The 23022-nt window shown below is 72.1% G+C and carries 17 protein-coding genes; 10 read left to right on the forward strand and 7 right to left on the reverse strand.

Features of this window, described 5'->3' with window-relative positions; genetic code table 11:
- Positions 1 to 40: 40 nt before the first annotated feature.
- Complete coding sequence (locus tag WMF29_RS42025) at positions 41 to 964, reverse strand: alpha/beta hydrolase (RefSeq protein WP_437325700.1); 924 nt, start codon at positions 962 to 964, stop codon at positions 41 to 43.
- 286 nt (positions 965 to 1250) lie between these two features.
- Between WMF29_RS42025 and WMF29_RS42030 the strand changes: the two genes are divergently transcribed.
- A complete protein-coding gene (locus WMF29_RS42030; RefSeq protein WP_437331222.1) occupies positions 1251 to 2753 on the forward strand; it encodes an amino acid permease in 1503 nt (500 codons plus the stop codon).
- Positions 2754 to 2952: 199 nt separating this feature from the next.
- On the opposite strand, the gene WMF29_RS42035 is transcribed toward WMF29_RS42030, so the two are convergent.
- Positions 2953 to 4572 carry an AgmX/PglI C-terminal domain-containing protein gene (locus WMF29_RS42035; RefSeq protein ID WP_437325701.1) on the reverse strand — a complete coding sequence of 540 codons (1620 nt, stop codon included), beginning with the start codon at positions 4570 to 4572 and terminating at the stop codon, positions 2953 to 2955.
- A gap of 681 nt (positions 4573 to 5253) precedes the next feature.
- Here WMF29_RS42035 and WMF29_RS42040 point away from each other — a divergent pair.
- From WMF29_RS42040 to WMF29_RS42060, 5 genes are all read left to right on the forward strand, one after another.
- Positions 5254 to 6177: a hypothetical protein gene (locus WMF29_RS42040; protein ID WP_437325702.1), complete on the forward strand. Its 924-nt coding sequence runs from the start codon at positions 5254 to 5256 to the stop codon at positions 6175 to 6177.
- 52 nt (positions 6178 to 6229) lie between these two features.
- Positions 6230 to 7126 (forward strand): hypothetical protein, encoded by an 897-nt coding sequence (locus WMF29_RS42045; RefSeq protein ID WP_437325703.1) that lies wholly within the window; start codon positions 6230 to 6232, stop codon positions 7124 to 7126.
- A 269-nt stretch (positions 7127 to 7395) separates the two neighbouring features.
- Positions 7396 to 9465 (forward strand): TonB family protein, encoded by a 2070-nt coding sequence (locus WMF29_RS42050; protein ID WP_437325704.1) that lies wholly within the window; start codon positions 7396 to 7398, stop codon positions 9463 to 9465.
- A 58-nt stretch (positions 9466 to 9523) separates the two neighbouring features.
- On the forward strand, positions 9524 to 10054 hold the full coding sequence (locus WMF29_RS42055) for a thioredoxin (protein WP_437325705.1): 531 nt from the start codon (positions 9524 to 9526) through the stop codon (positions 10052 to 10054).
- A 107-nt stretch (positions 10055 to 10161) separates the two neighbouring features.
- Positions 10162 to 10797, forward strand: coding sequence for an AMIN-like domain-containing (lipo)protein (locus tag WMF29_RS42060; protein ID WP_437325706.1), 636 nt, complete (start codon positions 10162 to 10164; stop codon positions 10795 to 10797).
- Between the two features lie 75 nt (positions 10798 to 10872).
- Here WMF29_RS42060 and WMF29_RS42065 read toward each other — a convergent pair whose 3' ends face one another.
- Positions 10873 to 12102: a LysM peptidoglycan-binding domain-containing protein gene (locus WMF29_RS42065; RefSeq protein ID WP_437325707.1), complete on the reverse strand. Its 1230-nt coding sequence runs from the start codon at positions 12100 to 12102 to the stop codon at positions 10873 to 10875.
- Between the two features lie 200 nt (positions 12103 to 12302).
- On the opposite strand from WMF29_RS42065, the gene recD2 reads away from it, so the two are divergent.
- Both recD2 and WMF29_RS42075 read left to right on the forward strand, forming a co-directional pair.
- The gene (recD2, locus tag WMF29_RS42070; RefSeq protein ID WP_437325708.1) at positions 12303 to 14732 is read left to right on the forward strand and encodes an SF1B family DNA helicase RecD2; all 2430 of its coding nucleotides are present in this window, start codon (positions 12303 to 12305) and stop codon (positions 14730 to 14732) included.
- A 425-nt stretch (positions 14733 to 15157) separates the two neighbouring features.
- Complete coding sequence (locus WMF29_RS42075) at positions 15158 to 16291, forward strand: tetratricopeptide repeat protein (protein ID WP_437325709.1); 1134 nt, start codon at positions 15158 to 15160, stop codon at positions 16289 to 16291.
- A gap of 79 nt (positions 16292 to 16370) precedes the next feature.
- On the opposite strand, the gene WMF29_RS42080 is transcribed toward WMF29_RS42075, so the two are convergent.
- The 4 genes from WMF29_RS42080 to WMF29_RS42095 form a co-directional block, all read right to left on the reverse strand.
- Complete coding sequence (locus WMF29_RS42080) at positions 16371 to 17213, reverse strand: HAD family hydrolase (RefSeq protein WP_437325710.1); 843 nt, start codon at positions 17211 to 17213, stop codon at positions 16371 to 16373.
- 85 nt (positions 17214 to 17298) lie between these two features.
- Complete coding sequence (gene rpmA / locus WMF29_RS42085) at positions 17299 to 17556, reverse strand: 50S ribosomal protein L27 (RefSeq protein ID WP_012240530.1); 258 nt, start codon at positions 17554 to 17556, stop codon at positions 17299 to 17301.
- A 14-nt stretch (positions 17557 to 17570) separates the two neighbouring features.
- Positions 17571 to 17879: a 50S ribosomal protein L21 gene (gene rplU, locus WMF29_RS42090; protein ID WP_012240531.1), complete on the reverse strand. Its 309-nt coding sequence runs from the start codon at positions 17877 to 17879 to the stop codon at positions 17571 to 17573.
- Positions 17880 to 18183: 304 nt separating this feature from the next.
- A complete protein-coding gene (locus WMF29_RS42095; protein WP_437325711.1) occupies positions 18184 to 20799 on the reverse strand; it encodes an ATP-dependent Clp protease ATP-binding subunit in 2616 nt (871 codons plus the stop codon).
- Between the two features lie 80 nt (positions 20800 to 20879).
- Here WMF29_RS42095 and grxC point away from each other — a divergent pair, with 80 nt between their 5' ends.
- Both grxC and WMF29_RS42105 read left to right on the forward strand, forming a co-directional pair.
- Positions 20880 to 21173 (forward strand): glutaredoxin 3, encoded by a 294-nt coding sequence (gene grxC, locus WMF29_RS42100; protein ID WP_044966993.1) that lies wholly within the window; start codon positions 20880 to 20882, stop codon positions 21171 to 21173.
- Between the two features lie 190 nt (positions 21174 to 21363).
- On the forward strand, positions 21364 to 23022 hold the full coding sequence (locus tag WMF29_RS42105; RefSeq protein ID WP_437325712.1) for a serine/threonine-protein kinase: 1659 nt from the start codon (positions 21364 to 21366) through the stop codon (positions 23020 to 23022).

Raw genomic sequence — 23022 nt, forward strand, 5'->3', positions numbered from 1 at the left:
CGGCCTGGGTCAGGGGCTTGTGACGGCCGGGCCGCCGCGATCACGGCGGCGGCAAACCGCGCTGGATCCGCTCGTGCCAGAGCACCATTTCAACGCCGCCCGGCCCCCGATTCCAGGCGTAGTCGTGCGGGCCGGGCACGACGAGCAGGGTGTGCGTCACGCCGTCCTGCCGCAGCCGATCGCTGAGCGCCTGGATGGCGGGCAAGAAGGGGTCGGCCTCGCTCGACACGAGCCGGAGCGCGACCGCGCGGCGCTCCATGGCCCGGCGCGCGAGCGCGGAGAACATCTCCGCCTCGCCCGCCCGCACCGCGGGCTGCAGGGCGCCGACCGCGCCGAAGACGTCGGGGAACGACAGGCCGACGAGCAGCGCGAGGCGGCCGCCGAGGCTCACGCCGTCGATGCCGGTGGCCTCGCGTGCGGCCTGGCAGCCGCCCTCGGCGCGCGCCCGCGGCAGGAGCCGCTCCACGAGGAAACGGCCGAAGCCCGCGGCCCCCTCGACGGAGCGGTCGCGGAGGTCGGGCGTGAACGGCGTGGCGATGCACAGCCCGCGGTAGGGGTGCTCCTTCAGCGAGGCGTTGAGCTGCGCGAGCCGCTCGGGCGTCACCATCTGCCCGAGATCGTCCGGCGTGAGCGGCGGCGAGCGGAGGCGCTTCAGGGCCGCGTCGAGGCCGTAGTCGTCGCGCCACCCGCGCGCGCCGACCTCGAGGCCCCGCACCGCCTCGCCGCGCCCGTGCAGCGCGACGAGCAGCGGCGGCGCCGGCGCGTCCTCGGGCGCGAGGAGCAGCGCGCGCTGCGGGTCTTCGCCCTCGGAGGCGGGCTCGAACGGGAGATCCTTCCAGGCCGAGGGGGCCGCCGCCTCCGGCGCCGGCGGCGAGGTGCCTCGCCTGCACGAGGGCGCGGCGAGCGCGGCGAGGCCGAGCAGCGCGCGCCGGCGCGAGAGCGGGGGGATCGTCGTGGCGGCCATCGGCGGCGAGGGTAGCAGCGGGGCGCGGGCGCAGCCCTGGGCAGGCCCGCGTGCCCCCATGTAGGCTGCATGGGTCCGGGCGAGGGCCCCGAGGGGGAGCGCTCATCGGCGAGACGCGCCGATCCTGACGAGGCCCGAAGGGCTCCGTCGGCCCCGGGCGGGAGACCGTGACGAAAGGGGACCGCTCATGAGCCATGAGACGAAGGGGGACGTCGGGCCGCGCGCAGGCGCCGCGCCGGGCAGCGTGGAGGGCGTGATCGCCGACGACGTGAAGACGCTCCACAGCATGGGCTACGCGCAGGAGCTGCTGCGCAGGATGGGGGGCTTCTCCAACTTCGCGATCTCGTTCTCGATCATCTGCATCATCGCGGGCGGCATCACGTCGTTCCAGATGGGCTTTTGCAGCGTCGGCGGCGCCGGCATCGGCATCGGGTGGCCGGTGTGCAGCGCGCTCACGCTCTGCATCGCGCTCACGATGGGCCAGGTCGCGTCGGCGTTCCCGACCGCGGGCGGCCTGTACCACTGGGCCTCGATCCTCGGCGGCCGGGGCTTCGGCTGGGCCACCGCGTGGTTCAACCTGATCGGGCTGATCACCGTCCTCGCGGCCATCAACGTCGGCGCCTACCTGTTCATCATGAGCTCGCTCGGCCCGCTGTTCGGCGTGGATCTCGCCGCGATGCCCCCGGATCGCGCGCTGGTGACGCAGGCCGTCGGGGTCACGCTCATCACGGGGACGCAGGCGCTCTTCAACCACCTCGGGATCCGCGTCACCACGCTGCTCACCGACTTCAGCGGGTATCTCATCCTCGTCGTCTCGGTGATCCTCACCGCCGCGATGCTCTTCTACGCGCCCGCGATCGACGTCGGCCGGCTCGTCACGTTCACGAACTACAGCGGGCCGAAGGGGGGCGACGTGTGGCCGGAGACGGGCAGCATGACAACGCTGTTCCTCCTGAGCTTCCTCCTGCCCGCGTACACGATCACCGGGTACGACGCGTCGGCGCACACGTCCGAGGAGACGATCGGCGCGGCGCAGACGGTCCCGCGGGGCATCGTCCGGGCGGTGCTCGTCTCCGGCGTCTTCGGGGCGCTGATGCTGAGCGCGATCGTGCTCGCGATTCCGGACATGGACGAGGCGGCGTCGAAGGGCGGGGGCGTCTTCTTCTGGGTGATGGAGCGCGTCATCCCGGAGAACCTCCGGATCGCGCTCTACGCCGGCATCTCGGTGGCCCAGTACCTCTGCGGGCTGGCGACGGTGACGTCCGCCTCCCGCATGACCTTCGCGTTCGCCCGCGACGGGGGGCTGCCGCTCTCGGAGCAGCTGCGCAAGGTGAGCCCGAAGTTCCGGACGCCGGCGACGGCGATCTGGGTCGTCAGCGCGCTGACGATCGGCTTCACGGTGTACACGCCCGTCTACTCGACGATCACGGCCGTCTGCGTGATCTTCCTCTACATCTCGTACGTGATGCCCACGATGATGGGCGTGCGCGCCTACGGCCGCACCTGGGTGAAGATGGGCCCGTGGGACCTCGGCCCGCTGTACCGGCCGCTCGCGATCGTCAGCGTCCTCGCGTGCCTGATGCTGATCGTGGTGAGCGTCCAGCCGCCGAACGACAAGGCCCTGGGCATCATGCTCATCGTGTTCGCCGTGACGGCCATCGTCTGGTTCGCGCTGGAGCGCCGCCGCTTCCAGGGCCCGCCCCAGGGGGTGATGATCCAGCAGCGAGCGCAGGAGATCGCCGAGGCGGAGCGGGCCGTCGGCCAGATCGCCGCGCGCGGCGGGCAGTAGCACTGCCTGCTGCGGGGAGTTGCCCCGGTTCAGCAGAAAAACCGCCATGACGCCAAGGCCGCCAAGAGGAGAGGAGAAGGGCCGTCCGGGCATTTGTCTCTCCTACTCCCCCGGTTTCTTGGCGCCCTTGGCGTCATGGCGGTTCACGTCGTCGCCCGCCTTGGCGCTGCACAGATAGGGACCTGGCTGAAGAGCCGGATCAGCCGCCAGAGGGGCTAAAGAGGAGGGGATACGTCACGGTCACGATGCCGGCGTCCGGCGGCGGGAACGACAGCCCGTAGAACGAGCGCACCACGCAGGAGACCACGCCGGCGTCCGGCAGATCGGAGCCGCCGTTGTGGACGCTCGACACCGCCCCGTCGCGGCCGATCACGAAGCCGACCGACACGCGCCCGGTGAGGTTCGGGCTGTTGCGCAGCCCGTTCTCGTAGCAGAGCCGGAAGCGGCCGAAGTTCTGGCGCACGATGCGCTGGATGACCTCCGGCGGGATCCGGCCCGACACCGTGGTCGAGCCGACCCCCATGCGCGGCGCCCTCACCCTGTGGCCAGGGCCGTTGGCGAAGCGCGACGCCCCGCCGCCAGGCCCGAAGCCCTGCCCATCACCCACGCCGTTCCCGTGGTTGATGGTGCCGATGGCCCCGATCCCGATGCCCATGAGATGCCCGCCGCCGCCCTCGCCGACGCCCGTCAATCCGAGCCCGCCCACGCCGCCCGACTCGTCGATCGTCTCGCCCCACATGTTGCCGATCACGCTCCTTTCGCCGTTGCCGAGCGTGTCGGGGCCGCCCCAGGGCGCCGAGAGCGCGTTGGGATCGCCGCCGGACCCCGCCTGGAGCACGCCGATCATGCCGAAGCGCGCCGCGTCGTCGAGCGCCTGGGCCCGCGAGATCCGCACGTCGCGGTTGTCCTTCGGCCCCTGGATCTCGAAGCGCCCGCCCGTCTTCCGGCTCGTCTCGCTCCCGGTCTTGCCCGACTCGCCCATCGCGGCCGCGCCGGAGCCGCCCTCGCGCTCGGTCTGACCGCTCGCGTCGGTGACGTCCTTCGCCTCGGGCAGCTCCTTCTCGGCGATCGCCTCGATCGCCTGCGCCATGAGGTAGGCCTGCTCCGCGCTCACGCCGCCGTCGTCGGCCATGGCGAGCGGGGGCATGAACGCGGCCATGGCCCCGAGCAGACCGACGTGGAGCAGCGTCGAGAGCGCGGTGAACGGCAGGCCGCGGCGGTCCATGCCGGCCTTGCCCGCGACGCGGCGGCCCGCCTTGCCCACCGCCACCTCGAACCCGAAATCGCCGAGCTCGAGCCTCGCGCGAGCGCCGGGCGGCAGCGCGATCCGCCGCGCCCCGTCGAGCTCCGCGCACGGCACCGCGCGGCCGGCGGCGATCGCCTGCGCGATCGTCATCCCGCAGCTGCCGAACTCGATGGATCCCGACGCGCCCGGCGGGATGACGGCGCTCACCTCACCGCCCTCGCCGACGAGCACGAGCGGCGCCCGCGCCGCGCCCAGCCGCTCCGCGGGTATGAAGAAGTCGCACACGCCCCCGGCGCCCTCCGTTTCGCCGACATGAAAGGCGCGCGGCGGCGTCAGGTGCGCGACGTGAAGCGGGGTGTTCCCCCACCGGATGATCACCTCGAGCGACAGCGCGTCGGTCTCGCACTCGTCGGCGGGGACGTCCGGCGCGCTCTTGACGAGCGCGTACGTATAAGAGCCCTCCGGCGCGTCCGCGGGCACGTCGGCCGCGATGGCCGGATACGGGCTGAAGGGCAGGTTGCTGAGGAACGGATTCGAGGGTGCGATGCCCGGAGCCATCTTGAACGTGTCCATCGGAGAACAGCCCTTTCCCTGCTCGCGCTCGGGCGCATGTCCGCGCGGCGAGCGGTCTGAATGGAGCGAGCCCTCGAGGGCCCGCCTCTCTCGGCGCGCCCCGGCGCACGCGCGGCGAGCTTCACCGCTCTCTGCGTGCGCCGCGGCTCACCGCGTCCACGCCAGGGATCGACAGCGCCGCCCGCCGCAGGTTCCGGAGCCGCGCCGCGATTTTCGGCGGCGCATCCCCGCGCCGGGGGGTTGAAGTTTCTGGACCGCTGCCCGGCGCCTCGAGGTGGTGGTGGCCCGGGCCATCACCCCGCGGGATCGCGCCGCCACCTCTGGCGGAACCCTACGGCGCCCGACGGCAGCCGACGGCGCCCGCGCGGGCACGATCCCGGCGCATCCCGGGGAGATCACCGAGTTCCCGGGGTGACGCGACGCCCCCGCTGGCGGACGCCAGGTGATGGCACGGAAGCTGCGAATAACGTTGATTCGTTGGCGACGTCATCGAGGTCGACGCCGCTGTCGACGTCAATGACGCGCGACCGCGCTGAACGGAGCGCGGCGCGCTGACGCCCGCGCCCGTCGACGCTGCCCGGCGCCGGTCCACGCCCGTGGTCCGGCGGCGACGTGCCCGTGCTGCGGGGCGGCGGGCCGCGGCTGACATCCACCGATCGAGACAACGAAGGAGTCGAGCGTATGAGCAACAGGCGATCGTTCCATGTCCTCGCAGGGGTTCCGGTGCTCGGGTGCCTCCTTGCGATGCCGTCGCCGGCGCGCGCGCAGCACGAGGCGCACGTCTACGGGATCGCGAACTTCGGACACGCGGGGGAGTGTGAGGACGACACCAGCCTGTCGCACTCGGTGCACACGAGCACCGCCGCCGCCTTCGCGAGCACGTTCAACCTCCTCAGCATGGTCTCGCTCTGGGATGAGGTCTCGACGCGCAACAACACGAGCGCCCGGGGGAGCTACTGGACCGACTCGAGCCAGGCGGCGTCCTGCGCCTGCTCGGCGAACGACATGGCGTCCGGCTCGGGCGCGGACGAGGCCGATGTCGTCTTCATCCACACGCACGGCTGGCACGACGCCGGGAGCTCGTCGACGCCCGCCTACAGCGGCCTGGTCATGGGCAACGGCAGCTACGACTGCGGCGTCCTGACGAACGAGAACATGCTCTTCGGCAACCCGAGCTCGGGCGGGGATCTGGAGATCGCGGTCGTCAAAGCGTGCCAGTCGGGCGACTACGACGTGTGGAAGAACGGCGGATACCGGCAGCAGATCACGACCTCGGACAGCACCATGACGATGTGGAACGCGTTCCACGGCGACTCGTCGTGCGGCAATCACGTGAAGGACTACGTGGGCGACTACTCGATCAGCTCGATCTCGAACGGGGTGGGAGAGAACTGGATCGACGAGGCCTACGACGACAGTCAGTTCAGCAACGACGATGACTGCCCCGTCTCCATCGTGTTCGGCGCGTCGTTCGCGTCGCGGGAGCTCATGTACGAGTACGGCGGGTGGCGCGACCGGAAGAACACCGGCCTGAAGACCGGCTCGACCATCTATTACATCGCCGGCTGCGACCCCTCGAACGGGCGCGTGCTCCCCGGCGGATGAACGACGAACGCTGCGTGTTGCCCGAGGGATTCGAACGACAGGAGACATGACGATGACGACGCGAACGATTGGTTTCTGGGCCGCGCTCTCGATGACCCTCATCGCCTGCGGGGCGCCGGAGGTAACGACCGAAGGGGGCGGCGACGACGGCGAGATCGCCGCGGCCGCGCAGGCGCTCGAGGGGTTCACGTTCGACTCGCGGGAGCTCGCCACGGCGCCCGCCGCGAGGCTCCCGACGGCCCGGCTGACGCTGCGTTCGTTCGATGACGCGCTCATCCAGCGCTCGCTCATCGGGGCCGATCAGCCGTTCACGCCGATCGGCGAGCTGGGGCGCTGGACGGAGCTCGAGTCGGCGGACTGGACCTATGAGAAGGACCCGTCGAACGGCCAGGTGCTCGTCCTGCGGAAGACGCCGAGCGGCCCGCGGACCTCGCCGGACGAGGCGCTCCTCCGGCGGAACGCGCTGGCGCGCCTGAACAGCTGGGGCATACCGAACGACGAGATCGGGGCCGTGGTGCAGCGGAGGACGCTGCGCGAGGATCAGGACGGAACGGCGGCTTCCGCCCCGGAGGTCCATCGTTACAAGACGTTCGTGTTCCGGGCCGTGAACGGCGTCCGGGTCCAGGGGCACCGCGCGGTCGTGACCCACACGCTCGATGGGACCTTCAACCGCGCCCTCATCCGCTGGCCCGCCATCGCCTCGACGGGCCATCGGCTCCGCACCGCGCTCACGGCGCCGGAGATCGAGCGGCGCGCCGTGGAGGCGCTCTCGGCAGAGGGGGAGAGAGGCGGCAGCGTGCGGCTGCGCTGGAAGTACGTCGCCACGCCCCTCACGAGCGGAGAGGTGACCCTGACCCTCACGGTGGGCGCGGTCCTGGGCGCCGAGGTCACGCGCAGCGGCGTCACCGAGGAGCCGCGCGAGGTCGACATCGATGTCGCCGCGCTGTGACGGGCGCGCCGGAGGAGGGGCGCCCGGCGCTGGACGGCGCGCGGACGCGTGCCGCGCGAAACCGGCTCGCAATGGTTCGGCGCTCGCTAGTTAACCGGGGCGTACCCGCGGGGCGAGGCCGTCAGGAAAACCCGTCGGCAACTCGCCGCATCGCTCGCGCTCCACCGCCGTACGATCCAAGCCGCATCGTTGTTCCAGAACCGCGCAGTCGGCCAGGACACACGAGTTGGGGTAGCGGTGCGCCCATCATCGCGCATATAGTAAAGACCATGGGTGCGGCCAGGAGCAACGGTCAAGACCCCCTCATCGGCGCGACGATCGCCGATCGATATCGGATCATCTCGCTCATCGCGCGAGGGGGGATGGGCAGGGTCTACAGGGCAGAGCAGTTCGCGCTGGGTCGGATCTGCGCCCTCAAGCTGCTCCTCCCCGATGAGCGCCTCGAGCAAGATCCGGAGTTCTTTCGGCGCTTTTCGCGCGAGGCCGCGACCGCGGCGAGGCTCACCCACCCGAACTCCGTCACGGTCTTCGATTACGGCCGGGACGATCCGCGCGGGATCTACTTTATCGCCATGGAGTATATCGCCGGGCGCACGCTCCACCGCGTGCTCCACGACGAGGGCGCGCTCCCGGAGGCGCGCGCGGGCCGGATCGCGCGGCAGATCTGCCGCGCGCTCGCCGAGGCGCACGGCCTCGGCCTCGTGCACCGGGATCTCAAGCCGGGCAATGTGCTCCTCGTCGACCAGGAGGACGAGAAGGACTTCGTCAAGGTGCTCGACTTCGGCCTGGTCAAGGACGTCTCGGGGCGGCAGCTGGACGAGCTGACCCAGAGGGGCCTGTTCATCGGCTCTCCCAAGTACACCGCTCCGGAGCAGGCGATGGGCCACGAGCTCTCGCCGCGCGCGGACATCTATGCGCTCGGCGTCCTGCTCTACGAGATGCTCTGCGGCAGGGTGCCTTTCGACAGGAAGGTGCCCTCGGCGACGCTCATGGCGCACGTCGGCGAGCCGCCGCCGCCGCTCTCCGATCACGCGCAGGGCGCGCTCGTGTCGCCGGCGATGACGGCCATCGTGATGCGGTGTCTCGAGAAGAGCCCTGACAGGCGCTTCCAGTCGATGAGGGAGTGTCTCACCGCGCTGAAGAGCGCGGCGGGCGAGCCGAGCGACGCCTCGCGAGCCTCGGCCCCGGACCGCCTGTCTCTGGCGCAACCCCGGGGCGCGCTGCCCTCCGCGTCGTCGATCTCGGAGCTCCGCATCTCGGCCTTCTCGCTCTCTCCCAGCGAGCCGCTCGTGTCGCTTCGCGCTGCGCCGCCCGACTCGCTCTCTCCGCCGCAGGCTCCCGCGACCTTCAGCGGCTCCGTCGCGCCGCCCCGCCACGCGACCGTGTCCCTGTATCTGGTCGCGCTCGTGGCGGCGATCGTCGGCGGGGGCCTGGTGCTGGCGCTCGGCTGGCGCGGGCCGGACGCCGCGCGCGCCCCTGCCGCCGTCCAGGCCTCCCCTGTGCCGATCGCCGTGCCCGTCGAGGCATCGGCGGGCAGGGAGCCGGGCGCGGTGGCCGAGTTCAGGATCGTGAGGATCGAGAGCGCCCCGCCCGGCGCCCGTGTCTCCGACCGCGGGACGGAGGTCTGCCTGGCGACGCCGTGCCGGCTCGTGCTGCAGGGCGCCGGGAGCAGGGCCGAGTACCGGCTCCAGCTGACCAAGCCCGGCTACAGGCCGGCCGTGCTGGTCGTGCGCCCGGAGGACGAGACCGCCTCAGCGGAGCTCGAGGCGTTCGCCGCGGCCCCGCCGCCAGGGTCGCGGCTGGCGGCGGGCGCGCTGCCGGAGCCAGCGCCGCCGACGGATCCGGCGCCCGTCGAGGCCGGCGCTACCCCCGCCGCGGTGGCCGAGCCCGGCGCTGCCACGGCCAGCGCAGCCGAGCCTGACGCTGCCGCCGCGGCAGCCGAGCCCGCCGGCGCCGCGACCGGTACGGCCGAGCCCGGCGCCGAGCCGAGCGCGGCCGCTCCGCCGCCTCCAGCGCCTGCGCTGGCCGCCACGCCTGCGCTGGCCGCCCCCGAGATCCTGCGTTTCCAGGAAGGGATGACCCGCCCCGTGCCGCTCGCGGCGCCCGCCGTGGTCTACACGCGGGAGGCGCGGCAGGCGCGCGTCGAGGGGACGGTCCTCGCGAAGTGCGTGGTGACCACGGCCGGCAGCCTCACCGGCTGCCGGATCGTCAGGGGCGTACCCCACATGAACGAGGCGGTCCTCGCCGCCCTGGCGGCGAGCCGCTACCAGCCGGTCACCTACCAGGGCAGGCCCGTCAACGTCGACTACGTGTTCTCGATCAAGCTCGTGCTGCCCTGATGCGCTGGCAGCGCGGCCGCCCCTGAGCAAAGACCCTGGCCGAGAGGCAAACGACGACGTGAACGCTCATGGCTGGAAGGGGTCGGTTTGCGCTGGGCTGGTCCTCTGTCTCGCGGCGCCGCTCGGCTGCTCGCGGGAAGAGACCTCCCAGCCGGCCGCTCGAGGCGAGGCCACGCGGCCGGCGGCGCTGCGGGCCGAGCTCGAGCCGGCGCCGGAGGGCGGCGAGATCGCCGCGCTCGTGCAGCAGGCGCGGGAGCGCGCGCGGCGGGAGGGCCGCGAGCTCGTCGTCTACGTGGGCGCGCCCTGGTGCGAGCCGTGCACGAGGTTTCACGACGCGGTGAAGGCCGGCCAGCTCGACGCGGTCCTGCCTGCGCTGCGCCTGCTGGAGTTCGACCTCGACCGCGATCGGGATCGGCTCGCCGAGGCCGGCTACGCGTCGGAGATGATCCCGCTCTTCGTCGTGCCCGGCGAGGACGGCCGGGGAACGCCCCTCCGCATCGAGGGGTCGGTGAAGGGCGAGCGCGCGGTGGACGAGATCGTGCCCCGGCTCGCGGCCATCCTGAGCCGAGCGCGGGCCTCGGCGCGGTGATCCTCGAGGCGCGGCGGCCGCCCCGCCCGCGCGAGCGCCGCCGCGCCGCGGTGCGCGTCGGCGTCTCGGTGGACGCGCGGAGGCCGCGGCACCATGGATGGGATCTCATGAGGACCGCCGCCCTGCTGCTCGCAGCCGCCGCCGTGTCGCTCGCCGCGGGCTGCCGCAACGGCGCCGGCAGCGAGCCTGCCCAGCCCATGCCGAACGTCACGCCGATCGACACGCGCGCCTCCGCCGAGCCGGCAGCGGACGACGAGCCGCCCACGCCGCGGCCCCCGAAGGAGGCCGATCCCACGAGCACCGACGCGTTCGAGGGCACCGCGGGCGCCACCGACAAGCCGCGCGCCGGCGCGAAGGTCGCGGTCCTGCGCGACGTGCGAGCAGCCCGGCACGAGCACTACGACCGCATCGTGTTCGAGTTCGAGGGGGACGCGGTGCCGGGCTACCACATCGATTACATCGACAAGCCGGTGCGCCAGTGCGGCTCGGGCGAGGCGACGGAGATCGCGGGCGACGCATGGCTCGCGGTGCGGATGACCCCCGCGGCGGCGCACAACGACGCGGGGAACGCCACGGTCCCGTTCCGCGAGCGGAAGCTCGCGCTCGGCGTGGCGCGCGAGATCGAGCGGACGTGCGACTTCGAGGCCGAGGTGACCTGGGTGCTCGGGGTCTCGTCGCCGAACCGGTACCGCGTCCTCGAGCTGACCAAGCCGGCGCGGCTCGTCGTCGACGTGAAGCACTGAGGCCGCGTCCACGGCACCCCTCCGGCTCGCCGCGCCGCGAGCGGGCCGCAGAGCGCGGCGAGCGCCGCCCGCCGCTCAGCCGTCCAGCGCGGGCCCGGGCTCGCCGTGGCGCGCCGGCGGCGGAGGCGCGTCGGCCGCCTTGGGCGGGGGCAGCCTCCGCGGCGGCACGACGACCTGCTTCGGCGGAGCGGCGGGGCCGCTCGACGGCCGCGGGATGTTGTAGACGCGCTTCGCCTGGATCGCCGCGGATCGAAGGCCGTTGGCCCGCTTGATCGCCTCCACGGTGGTGCCGTACTGCCGGGCCAGCGAGCCCAGGGTCTGCCCCTTCTTCGCGGTGTGGCGCACGTACTGCGACGTGGGCTTGATCGCCCCGCGCTTCACGAGCAGCGGATACGCGAGCGCGGCCGACTCCTGCGCGATCGGGCTGTAGAACCGGACGTGGATGTGGTTCGCGTGCCCCCGGGCGTGGCGGACGAGCGGGCGCGGCTTCCTCGACCCGAGCTGGAAGACCTCGTCGAGCCAGTCCTTGTCCTCCCCGATCTTCAGCGCGTGCTCCTTGAGCAGCCGCTGCACGCTGCTGTCGATGAGGATGAGCTCCACGTCGGTCTCGGTGACGAGCGCCCGGACGAAGGCCCAGGTGCGCTCCCGATCGAGGTTCGCCGCCGTGGCCCGCTGGTACCAGCGGTGCCGCGCGTCGAGGAAATAGCTGATGTCGACGTCGCGCCCGGCCTGGTGGCTCTTGTGCGGGGAGAGGTGGCCGCCCTCCCGGGCGCTGATGTGCCCGATGTAGAGCTTCGGGCTCCCCGGGAACTGCCGGTGCACCTCGGCGATCGCCCTGTCGAGCGCGTCGATCGTCTCGCGCGTCCCCCAGGCGTGGGCCGGATCGACGAGCTCCCACCGATCGCCCTCGGGCATCCGGACGCCGTTGAACAGCGCGCCCGCGTTGGTGGCGCCCAGCGACATCGGCCCGAGCGCCGCGGGGTCCTTCGAGAGCAGCTCCTCGATCTGGGCCTCGGTCATCGCCGAGAGCGGCGAGTGCGCCCGCGCGCCGGTGCCCGGATCCGCCGGCAGCTCCAGGCCGTCGTCGACCTCACCGTCGTCGTCGTCGACGTCGTGGGCGTCCGCGAGCGCGGCCTCCTCCGCCGTCCCGGGCGCGGGCGGAGGCGAGGCGCCGCGCTGCTCCGAGGACACCGCGGAGGCCACGCGCAGCAGGCCGTCCTTGGACCGCGCCGCCTCCGGCGCCCTCCCGGCGCAGCCCGCGAGGAGGAGGGCGCAGAGGACGGAAACCAAGCTGCTGCGCCCCATCGCGGGCCACTATACTGACACGAGGGAGCGACGCCAACCGCGGCCCCGCGCGTCGCGTGCGGCGCGCTCCACGCGACGCGCGTTCAGCGTGGGCCTGCGTTGCGGGGCGTCATGCGGCGCTGCGCGATCTTTTGCAGCGTCGCTCGCGTCCGCGCACGAGGACGTTGCCGCCGCCGCGCCGGCGGCTACATGCTGCCCTCGTGCAACCGTCCCAGCGGAGCGGCCGCCCCGATCGGGCGGCCCGGGGAGCCGCCGCGCCGGCGCCGACGCCGGGGCCGGACAACGCGCCGCGCCACGACGACCGCGGCGAACGCACGGGCGGGACCGGGGAGCGGCAACCGGGCGGCGGTGGCCAGCAGAAGCTCTTCTCGGCCCGGGAAGTGGCGGGCAACGGGGCGGCGACGGTCGAGGGGGAGGTCGTCCGCGTCACGTACGAGAGCGAGTCGAGCGGCTTCCGGGTGCTGCGGGTGGAGGTCACCCCCGGCGCCCCGCCGGAGGTCTGGGTCGGCGTGTTCCCGCAGGTCGGGCCGGGCACGCGCGTGCGCGCGACGGGGCGCTACGAGCGCGATCCGAAGCACGGCGAGCAGCTCAAGGTCGAGACCCTGCTGCCGATCGCCCCCGCCACGCTCGATGGGCTCGAGCGCTACCTCGGGTCCGGCATGGTGCAGGGCATCGGCCCGGCGTACGCGAAGCGGATCGTGGAAGCGTTCGGCACGGAGACGCTGGAGATCCTCGACCGGTCGCCGGAGCGGCTCGCCGAGGTCCCCGGGCTCGGCCAGCGGCGGGCGCAGGCCGTCGCGAAGGCGTGGGCGGCGCAGCGGGCGATCGGGGCCATCATGATCTTCCTCCAGGCGCACGGCGCCTCGCCGGCGCTGGCGAGCCGCATCTACAAGCGGTTCGGCCCCCACGCGATCGACATTGTCTCCCGCTCCCCGTACCGGCTCGCGATCGACGTGTGGGGCATCGGCTTCAAGACCGCCGACCGGATCGCGCGCTCGATCGGCGTCCGGGCCGACTCGCCGGAGCGGGCGCAGGCGGGCGTGCTGCAGACGCTGGTGGATCTGTCGACGCGCGGCCACACGCTGGCGGTGCGGCCGGAGCTCGCGGAGCTCGCCGCCGCGATGCTCGAGCGCGACGCCGCCGAGGTCGACGGCGCGATCGACGCGCTCGTGGCGAGCGGCCATGTGCGGGTCGAGACGCTCGAGACCGGCGAGGTGGCCGTCTATCCGAAGGACCTCCACGAGGCCGAGGTGCGGCTCGCGCGCCGGATGCGCTCCTTGCTGGGCGACGACGAGGGCGACGCGGCGCCCGAGGCGCGCCTCGTGGAGGGCGTCGACGCGGCGATCGCCGCGTTCGAGGCGAAGACGCAGGTCTCGCTGGCGCCTGCCCAGCGGGACGCCGTGGCGCAGGCGGCGCGGAACAAGGTGCTGGTCATCACCGGCGGCCCAGGCGTGGGCAAGACGACCATCGTCCGGGCCATCCTGGCGCTCTTCGACCGCGCCCGGCTCCCGGTGCGGCTCGCCGCGCCCACGGGCCGCGCCGCGAAGCGGATGAGCGAGGCGACGGGGCGCGAGGCCGTCACGCTCCACCGCCTGCTGGAGTTCGATCCCAAGCAGCGCAAGTTCGGCCGCCAGCGGGGCCGGCCGATCGAGGCGGGGGCGATCGTGGTCGACGAGGCGTCGATGCTCGACCTCGCGCTCGCCGACGCGCTCCTGCAGGCGACATCCGACGCGGCGCGGCTCGTGCTGGTGGGCGACGTCGATCAGCTCCCCTCGGTGGGGCCGGGCGCGGTGCTGCGGGACGTGATCGCCTCCGGCGAGGTGCCCACGGTGCGGCTCACGCAGATCTTCCGGCAGGCCGAGGGCAGCCTCATCGTCCGGAACGCGCACCGGATCCACGACGGCGAGCCGCCCGAGGGCGCGCGCGGGCCCGGCGGCGAGTTCTACGTGATCGAGCGGATCGAGGCCGAGGCGGCGGCGGATCTGATCCTCCACCTCGTGACGGAGCGCGTCGGCAAGGGGTTCGGGCTGGATCCGCGGCGCGACGTGCAGGTCCTGACGCCGATGCACAAGGGCGAGGCGGGTGCGATCGCGCTGAACGCGCGGCTGCAGGCGGCGCTGAACCCCGAGGGCCCGAGCGTCACGCGCGGCGCGCGGACGTTACGGCTCGGCGACAAGGTGATGCAGCTCCGCAACGACTACGACCGTGAGGTGTACAACGGCGACGTCGGCTTCATCACGGACGTGAACACCGAGGAGCGGAAGCTCCAGGTGCGCTTCGATGATCGCGAGGTCAGCTACGAGGAAGCGGAGCTCGACGAGCTGACGCTCGCCTACGCGACGAGCATCCACAAGAGCCAGGGGAGCGAGTATCCGGCGGTGATCGTGCCGATCCTCACCCAGCATTTCGTGATGCTGTCGCGCAATCTCATCTACACGGCGGTGACCCGCGGCAAGCGGCTCGTGGTGCTCGTGGCGGACCCGCGGGCCGTGTCGCTGGCGCTGGCGGAGACCCGCCGTGAGGAGCGCCGCACGCACCTCGCGGAGCGGCTGCGCGGCGGCGCGCCGGCGCGCTCCGGATCGGCGCGCACGCTCGAGGGCCCCCTCGCCGCCGTTCCACGACTCGACTAGGACGGCGCGCGGCGAGGGAGAGGGCGAGCGAGATGGGCGTCCGAGACGGCGATAGCGACAGCGAGCACGACACGGATCACACGAGCGACCGCGAGGCGGCGACGGCGACGCGAACCGCAGCGGCGCAGCCGGGTTCAAGCGCGGGAACCGCGCCGAGGTTCACGGTTGCGACGCGTGGAATCACGGGTGGAAGCCGTGAAAGCGGTGGAAGCGGCGGAAGCGCTTCTGGCCCGAACGCGATGGCCGCGATGAGGCCGCGCGCGCTCCGAGCTCCCCCGTTGCCCGGCTGGGTCCTCCCTGCTAGCGTTCGCGCCCCTTCTACACGAACTACGGCCCCCATCATTTCGGCGCGCAGGGTACCGGGGCGAGGCTGGGCGATGCCTGCGCCTCGGCGCGCGTGGGGGAGAGATCTCGGAGCATCGACGATGACGACGAACGGACAGCAGCAGGCGGGTGGGCTCAACATCACCGGAGGGGCGGCGATCGTCGCGCCCGTGAGCGCGTTTCCGAACGGCGTGCCGGGGAACGCGCTCATCGTCATCCCGATGAACAAGCCGACCGACGAGCTGAAGGGCCTGCTCGAGCAGGGTCCCGCGGCGGTGACCCTCGAGCAGATGTGGCAGCTCCTCGGCTTCAACGGGCCGGCGGTGCAGGTGCAGGACGATCAGGGGCGCCCGATCGCGATCGGCCTGGAGGACCTGCTCTCGGGGCTCGAGAAGCACTGGACCGAGCAGCCTGATGACCTGAACCGCGGGCGCATCTTCGCGCAGGAGCTCCTCAAGCACAACCGGCTGGCGCGCGCCGAGCAGGTGCTCTCGAAGGTGGTCGCGAAGGGCGGCACGGGCGACGACTGGCTCGCGCTCGGCGTCGCGCAGCTCTCGCAGGACAAGCACGACAAGGCCGAGGGGACGCTCAAGGGCGCGCAGAACCTGCTCAAGGACAACCCCTACCCCTCGCTGCACCTCGCGAAGCTCTATCAGGCGCGCAAGGACGACGCGAAGGAGCGCGAGTTCATCGAGAAGGCGATCGCGATCGACGTGGACTGTATCGACGCGTGGGCCTACCTCTTCCAGTACGAGAAGCAGCGCGGCGACGAGGCGAGCGCGGTCGCGGCGATCGAGAAGTTCTCGGCCGACAAGAAGACGGCCGCGCCGTACATCGCGATCCAGGGCTTCTACGCGGCCAACGAGGAGACGCGCGACAAGGCGGTCGAGTACGCCAAGAAGGCGGTCGCGCAGAACCCGGACAACCCGCTGGCGCTGCTCTGCCTGTCGGCGCTCTACGGGCAGAAGAACGACCTCGAGGCGGTGGTCCGCCTGCTCCAGCCGCACGAGGCGAAGATGAGCCGCGACGTGCGCCTGGCGAACAACTACTTCGAGGCGCTGTTCCAGTCGCGCCAGCTCGAGAAGGTGACCAAGCTGCTGAATGCCCTCGCGGGCTCTCCAAGCAAGGAGGTCAAGCAGTTCGCCATCGAGCGGTCGCGCGCCGTTGCCCAGTACCTGCAGCAGCAGCAGCAGCAGCTCGCCGCGGCGGCCCAGCCGGCGCAGCGCAAGGCCTGACACGCACGAAGTCGGGGGAGCGCTGAGCGGCGCTCCTCCGCTTCCTCCGGCGCTCGCCGTTGGCCGGCGTTCAGCGCGTTCAGCGACCGAAGGCGCGGCGGATCGCTTCGGCGATGCCGCCGCCCACCAGGCCGTCGGCCTTCAGGCGGTCCGTCGCCGCCTGCTTCACAGGCTCGGGCGCCTGCGCCATGGCGAACGACCGCCCCGCGACCTCGAACATCGGCACGTCGTTGAGCCAGTCGCCGACGACGACCACGTCCGACAGCTCGCAGCCGTGGTGCTCCGCGAGCCACGCGATCGCGGTCCCCTTCGTCGGCCCAGCGGCCCGGACCATCATCGCGAAGAGGCTCGTCTGGTCGTCGCGCATGAGGGGGAACGAGACGACGAAGGCCGCTTCACCGAGCTCGGACCGGACCTCCTCGACGGCCGCCGCGACCTGGAGCTCGGTCCCGAGCGCCACGAGCGCGAGCAGGCCATGCTCGTGCTCCCAGTACGGGTGCGACGAGACGCGATCGACCTCGGCGATGGCGGGCGACCAGCCCCGGACATAGTGGACGTGCGGCGCGCCGGTCGCGTCGTGGACGATGCTGTCCTGCGCGAACAGGAACGACGCCGTCGCGTGCCGCTCGGTGATCGAGCGCAGGAGGGACGCCTCGGCGCCGGAGATCGTGCGCGAGTACAGGTGCGCGTCGCCCTCGGTGTGCACGATGTGGCTGCCATCGACGCACGCGATGGGGCCGACCACGCCGATCCTCCGCGCGACCTCGCGCGTCCCCGAGTACAGACGCCCTGTCGCGATCGAGACCGGGACGCCGGCATCCTGGAGCCGCTGGATGGCGCGGAGGTCCTCGTCGTGGATGGACCCATCACGACGGACGAGGGTCCCGTCGACGTCGAGGGCGAGGAGCTTGTAGGTCGTCACCGCGCTTGAGTAGCTCGGGAGCGCGTGGAGCGCAGCAGGCGGGACTGGATGGGACGGATCAGGACGCCCTCCCGGTGAGGAGAGCTCAGGAAGCCGGGTAGACCGACACCTGCTTCTTGGTGTTGGACTTCCACTCGTACGTGACGACGCCGTCGACGAGGGCGAAGAGCGTGAAGTCGCGGCCGGTGCCGACGTTGTGGCCGGCGTGGATCGAGGAGCCGACCTGCCGGACCAGGATGTTGCCAGCGCGCACGGGCGCCCCGGCGTACACCTTCACCCCACGGCGCTGCGCGTTCGAGTCACGGCCGTTCCTGGAGGAGCCGCCACCTTTTTTGTGAGCCATCTCTACTTCTCCTGCTAGGCGGTGATGCCGGTGATCTTGAGCTCGGTGTACGGCTGGCGGTGGCCGTTCTTGCGGCGGTAGTTCTTCCGGCGCCTGAACTTGAAGACCACGATCTTCTTGCCGCGGTCCTGCCCGGTGATCTCGGCAGCGACAGAGGCGCCGCTCACGAGGGGCTTGCCAATCTTGGGAGAGTCACCGCCGACGAGGAGCACCTCGCTGAAGGTGACCTTGTCACCCGCATTGCCGACAAGCTTCTCAACCCGGAGCTTCTGACCTTCGGCGACCCGATACTGCTTGCCGCCCGTCTTGATGACCGCGTACATGGTGCGTCTTCCTCAACCTGGGGACCGCGATCCCTCGCCATACGCCACGCAGATAACCCTCGATCGGAGGGCCCGGTGGGCGAGGGAGCGGCAGTATACGGACCTTCTCCGGCTTGGCAAGTGGTTCGCAGCGGCGTCGCCCAGGTTCTTCGCCGGAGCGACGCCCGGGAGCGACGTCCGCGCCTCCGGGCGTGGGCAGGGCCCTGGAAAGCCCCGGGCAGAGCGCAGCCCGGGCCGCGCGCCCGGTCGCGGCGCGGGTCGCGCTCGCCGCTCGCCCAGCGCCCGCCCACCGCCTTTTTCGCCCTCACGCCTTGGTGAAGACGAACTTCTCGTCGACCACGTCGACCTGCATCGTCTGACCGGGCTGATACCCGCCGGCCAGGATGGTCTCGGCGAGCGGGTTCTGGAGCTCGCGCAGGATCGCCCGCTTCAGCGGGCGAGCGCCGAGGCTCGGCTCGTAACCGAGCTCGACGAGCCGTGCCTTCGCGGCGTCCGTGAGGGCGAGGCGGATGTCCTTGTCCGTGAGCAGCTGCTCCAGCCGACGGAGCTGGATGTCGACGATGCCCCGGAGGTCCTCCTTGCTGAGCGCCTTGAAGACGACGATGTCGTCGACCCGGTTCAGGAACTCGGGGCGGAAGAACCCGCGCAGCTCCTCGAGCAGGACGTCGCGGATCGCCTCGCGCCCGTCCTCCGTGGTCCAGAGCTTGGCGTCGGTCTCGAGCACGCGCTTCGACCCGATGTTCGAGGTCATGATGACGACCGTGTTCGAGAAGTCGGCGAGCCGCCCGCGGCCGTCGGTGAGCCGGCCGTCGTCGAGGATCTGGAGCAGCAGGTTGAACACGTCCGCGTGGGCCTTCTCGACCTCGTCGAACAGGAGCACGCTGTACGGCCGGCGCCGGGCCGCCTCGGTGAGGAAGCCGCCCTGCTCGCTGTCCGCGTAGCCCGGGGGCGCGCCGATCAGGCGCTGGGCCATGTGGCGCTCCATGAACTCGCTCATGTCCATGCGCGTCAGCGCCTGCTCGTCGTCGAACAGGAACTCGGCGAGCGCCTTCGCGAGCTCCGTCTTGCCGACGCCGCTCGGCCCGAGGAACAGGAACGAGCCGATCGGCTTCCCCGGATCGCGCAGACCGACGCGCCCGCGGCGCACCGCCTTCGCGATCGCGCGCACCGCCTCGTCCTGACCGACCACCCGCTGCGCGAGCCGCGCCTCCATCTTGAGGAGCTTCTCGGCCTCGCCCTCGAGCATCTTGGCCACCGGGATGCCGGTCCAGTCGTTGAGCGTCGCCGCCACGTCCGACTCCGCGACGACGTTCGAGGTCGGCGCGACCCCCTCCCGCTGCGCGGCCTCCTCCGCGGCCTGGAGCCGCCGCTTGATCTCCGGGAGCGTGACGTGCTCGAGCTCGCCGATCTTGGCGAACGCCTTGTCGCGCTGGGCAGCCTTCAAGGCCTCCGTCGCGGCGACGAGCTCCCGACGGATGGACTGGCACGCCGCGATGACGCCGCGGCGCGACGCGTTGCGGCTGCGCATCGACGACGCCTTCGGCTCGATCTCCGCGAGCTCCGCTTCCAGCCGCGTGCGGGTCTGGACGCTGAGCTTGTCGTCGTCGTCCGCGAGCGCGGCGATCTGGGCGCGGAGCGCGTCGACACGCCGGGTCAGCGTGTCGAGCTCGGCCGGCACGCCGTCGACCTCCACCCGCTTGCGGGCAGACGTCTCGTCGAGCAGGTCCACCGCCGTGTCGGGGAGCGCGCGGTCCGAGATGTACCGCTTGGCCAGCGCGACCGCCGAGGTGATGGCGCTCTCCCCCACCCGGACGCGGTGGTGGGCCTCGTACTTCGTGGCGATCCCGCGCAGGATCTCCGTCGCTTGATCGATGCTCGGCGCCTCCAGCGTGATCGTCGAGAACCGCCGGATGATCCCGGGATCGCGCTCGTTGATCTTGCGCACGCCCTCGGGCGTCGTCGTGGCGATGATCCGGATCTCCCCGCGCGACAGGAGCGGCTTCAGGAGCTCGCCCACGCCGGCGCCCTGCACCCCCTGGCCGAAGAGCGCGTCGAGATCCTCGACGACGAGGATGCTCTCCGCGTCCTGCTCGCCCCGCAGCCGATCGACGAGGACCTTGAGGCGCTGCTCGATCTCCCCGCGGAGCTTCGCCCCGGCGACGAGCGCGCCGGTGTCGAGCTCGTAGAGGTGGGCGCCGGCGAGGTTCGTGGGCACGTCGCCGTGCGCGATGCGATCGGCCAGGCCCCGGATGAGCGCGGTCTTGCCCACGCCGGGCTCGCCGACGATGAGGGGGTGATTCTTGAACCGCCGCTCGAGGATCTGCAGCAAGCGGCGCGCCTCGACGTCACGGCCGATGACCGGATCGAACCGCCCTTCACGCGCGTCGGCGACGAGGTCCCGCGTGTAGGGCGCGGGTTGACCCGGCTCGGCCGCGTTGGCCGGCGCGGGCGAGGGCTCCCGCGAGGCCGCTTCCAGCGCCCCGAGATGCGGCCGGAACGCGCCAGGACCGATGCCGAACGAAGAGAGGATCTCCCCGGCAGGCCCGCGGATCTCCTGGGCGAGCGCGTGCAACAGGTGCTCGATGCCCACGTTCTGCGACTTGTCCCGGGTCGCCTCCCGCTCGGCGCGCCCGAGCAGATCGAGCAGGCGAGGGCTCACGTACGCAACGCCGCTGCTGCCCGCCCTGGACAGCTTCTTCAGGGCGTTCTCGGCGAGCTGGAGCACCTCGTTCGGGTCGGCGCCGGCCCGCCGAAAGACCTCGGACACGCCCCGGTCGCGCTCCAGCAACCTCATGAGCAGGTGCAGCGGCGTGACCTCCGCGTGCTGGCGCTCGTCCGCGATCTGCTGTGCGCCGGCGACGACCTGCTTCGCGTCGCCGGTATAGCGATCGAGGTGAATCGTGCCCTCTTTCTCGGCCATGCGCGCAGCCTACCGCAAGGTGGAGCCCTGTGCGCTTGCATCTTTGGCCTGCCCGGGAAAGGAAAGAGGACGAGATGCCCATGCAAGCAGCCGAAGTCACCATCTACGTCACCGACTACTGCCCTTACTGCGCCATGGCGAAGCGCCTGCTGACGCAGAAGCAGGCGCGCTTCACGGAGATCAACGTGGAGAACCGCGATGACCTCCGCGCTTGGTTGGTCAAGGCCTCCGGGCAGCGGACGGTCCCTCAGATCTTCATCAATGGAGCCAGCATCGGCGGATTCAGCGACCTCTCGGCCCTCGACAAGGAGGGGGGGCTCGATCCGCGCCTCGGTGAGGCGCCGAGCGCGGACGCACCTCCCATGCCGCGCTGAGACGGATGAAGGTGCCTGAGGTACGGCGGAGAATCCTCGTCGGACGCACCCCTGGGGCCCCGCCGGCGAAGGTGCACCCCGGCGTGAGGAGGTGATAAGCTGCCGCGCGGGGACGGGGCGCAGCTTTCTTTGATGCGGTTCGTCCAAAGGGCTTCACGGGCTTCGTCCGCTTCCCCCACGTCGAACCGCCATGCCTAGCAGCACCGACACCACCGCCGCAGCGACCCAGCCGGTCGAGGGGGCGCTCGTCGGAAAGCGGGTTCAGAAGTACGAAATCGTACGGACGATCGGGCGTGGCGGGATGGGCGTGGTCTACGAGGCGGTGAACACCGCCATCGGGAAGCGCGTCGCGATGAAGTTCGTCGACGCCGATCTCGCGCAGAACAAGGACGCGGTCGCCCGGTTCCACCGCGAGGCGCAGGCGGCGAGCGCCGTCGAGAGCGCGCACATCGTCGAGATCTTCGACGCCGGCTTCGCCGACGACATCCCCTTCCTGGTCATGGAGCTGCTCCGCGGCGAGGACCTGGGCCACCGCATCCGGCGCTGCGGCAGGCTCGACCTCGGCGAGGCGCTCCACGTGACCGCGCAGCTCCTCCGCGGCCTCCACCGCGCCCACGAGGCGGGCATCGTCCACCGCGACCTCAAGCCGGACAACGTCTTCCTTGTCGACCGCGACGACGACCCGAACTTCGCCAAGATCCTGGACTTCGGCATCTCGAAGGTGCGCCGCGCCGACGGCGCTCCGGCCCACACGTTGACCCGGCAGGGCACGGTGCTCGGAACGCCGTTCTACATGTCGCCGGAGCAGGCGCAGGCGCTGCCCGACGTGGACGGCAGGACCGATCTCTGGGCCGTCGGCGCGATCCTCTACGAGTGTCTCACGGGGCACCCGCCGCACAGCGGCGGCTCGTACGAGCAGGTGATCGTCAACATCTGCATGAAGGACGCGCTGGATGTGCGGATGAGCAACCCGGCCGTCCCCGAGCCGATCGCGCGCGTGATCGCCAAGGCGCTCACGCGGGACAGGGACGCGAGGTTCTCCTCCGCGCGAGATTTCCTCGATGCCTTGGCCGCCGGCGCCGGCGGGCTCCTCGCGTCACGGCGCAGCTCGAGCGACGAGCTCGGGGCGCACACGACGAGCGCTCCCGGCGCCCTCGGGCAGACGCCGGCGAGGCAGCAGACGCCGGGGGATCCCAGCATCGGGCTGGATCCGACGCTCGAGGTGCACGGGAGCGGCTCGAAGGTGGGCTGGTCGAGCAGCGGGCACACGGGCGCGCGCGGCCCGCGGCGGCTCGCGTTCGCCGCGGTGGCGCTGGTCGCGCTGATCGGCGGGCTCGCCGGCGCGGTCCTTCACGCGCGCCGCTCGCCGGAGGCGGGCACGGCAGCCATCGCGCCCGCGCTGCCCACCCAGGTCTCCGTCGAGCTCCGGACGAACGCCGAAGGCGCCCTCTTCACCGTCGACGGCGTGGCGCTGGCCGACCGCACGCTGCGCGGCCGCACGGGCGAGACGAAGCGTGTGCGCATCGAGGCCTCCGGCTACACGGCCGTGGACAAAGAGGTGACGCTCCAGGACGGCAACGCCCCGATCGATGTCCTGCTCCACCCGCTGCCGGCGGCCGTGACCCCGGCGCCGCCGCCGGCCGAGGCCACGACCGCGGCGCCCGTCGCGCCCGCCCCAGCGCCCAAGGCCGAGCCGATCACGAAGAAGGCGACGACGCTCCCCTTCGCGGCGCGCCCCAGGGGCGCGGGCGCCGGGGCGAAGTCCGCCGGTCCGGCGCAGGCCACCCCGGCGGTCGCGACGCCGAAGCCGGCGGGGGTCGCGGCTGGTTTGCAGCTCAAGGTCGACTGA

The sequence above is a fragment of the Sorangium sp. So ce381 genome (assembly GCF_051473845.1).
Taxonomy (GTDB): domain Bacteria; phylum Myxococcota_A; class Polyangia; order Polyangiales; family Polyangiaceae; genus Sorangium; species Sorangium atrum.

Bases quoted from the DNA above. Each gene is read 5' to 3' on its own strand.
- WMF29_RS42025 (WP_437325700.1), bottom strand. From the start codon at position 964: ATGGCCGCCACGACGATCCCCCCGCTCTCGCGCCGGCGCGCGCTGCTC.
- WMF29_RS42030 (WP_437331222.1), top strand. From the start codon at position 1,251: ATGGGCTACGCGCAGGAGCTGCTGCGCAGGATGGGGGGCTTCTCCAAC.
- WMF29_RS42035 (WP_437325701.1), bottom strand. From the start codon at position 4,572: ATGGACACGTTCAAGATGGCTCCGGGCATCGCACCCTCGAATCCGTTC.
- WMF29_RS42040 (WP_437325702.1), top strand. From the start codon at position 5,254: ATGAGCAACAGGCGATCGTTCCATGTCCTCGCAGGGGTTCCGGTGCTC.
- WMF29_RS42045 (WP_437325703.1), top strand. From the start codon at position 6,230: ATGACGACGCGAACGATTGGTTTCTGGGCCGCGCTCTCGATGACCCTC.
- WMF29_RS42050 (WP_437325704.1), top strand. From the start codon at position 7,396: ATGGGTGCGGCCAGGAGCAACGGTCAAGACCCCCTCATCGGCGCGACG.
- WMF29_RS42060 (WP_437325706.1), top strand. From the start codon at position 10,162: ATGAGGACCGCCGCCCTGCTGCTCGCAGCCGCCGCCGTGTCGCTCGCC.
- WMF29_RS42065 (WP_437325707.1), bottom strand. From the start codon at position 12,102: ATGGGGCGCAGCAGCTTGGTTTCCGTCCTCTGCGCCCTCCTCCTCGCG.
- WMF29_RS42075 (WP_437325709.1), top strand. From the start codon at position 15,158: ATGACGACGAACGGACAGCAGCAGGCGGGTGGGCTCAACATCACCGGA.
- rpmA (WP_012240530.1), bottom strand. From the start codon at position 17,556: ATGGCTCACAAAAAAGGTGGCGGCTCCTCCAGGAACGGCCGTGACTCG.
- rplU (WP_012240531.1), bottom strand. From the start codon at position 17,879: ATGTACGCGGTCATCAAGACGGGCGGCAAGCAGTATCGGGTCGCCGAA.
- WMF29_RS42095 (WP_437325711.1), bottom strand. From the start codon at position 20,799: ATGGCCGAGAAAGAGGGCACGATTCACCTCGATCGCTATACCGGCGAC.
- grxC (WP_044966993.1), top strand. From the start codon at position 20,880: ATGCAAGCAGCCGAAGTCACCATCTACGTCACCGACTACTGCCCTTAC.
- WMF29_RS42105 (WP_437325712.1), top strand. From the start codon at position 21,364: ATGCCTAGCAGCACCGACACCACCGCCGCAGCGACCCAGCCGGTCGAG.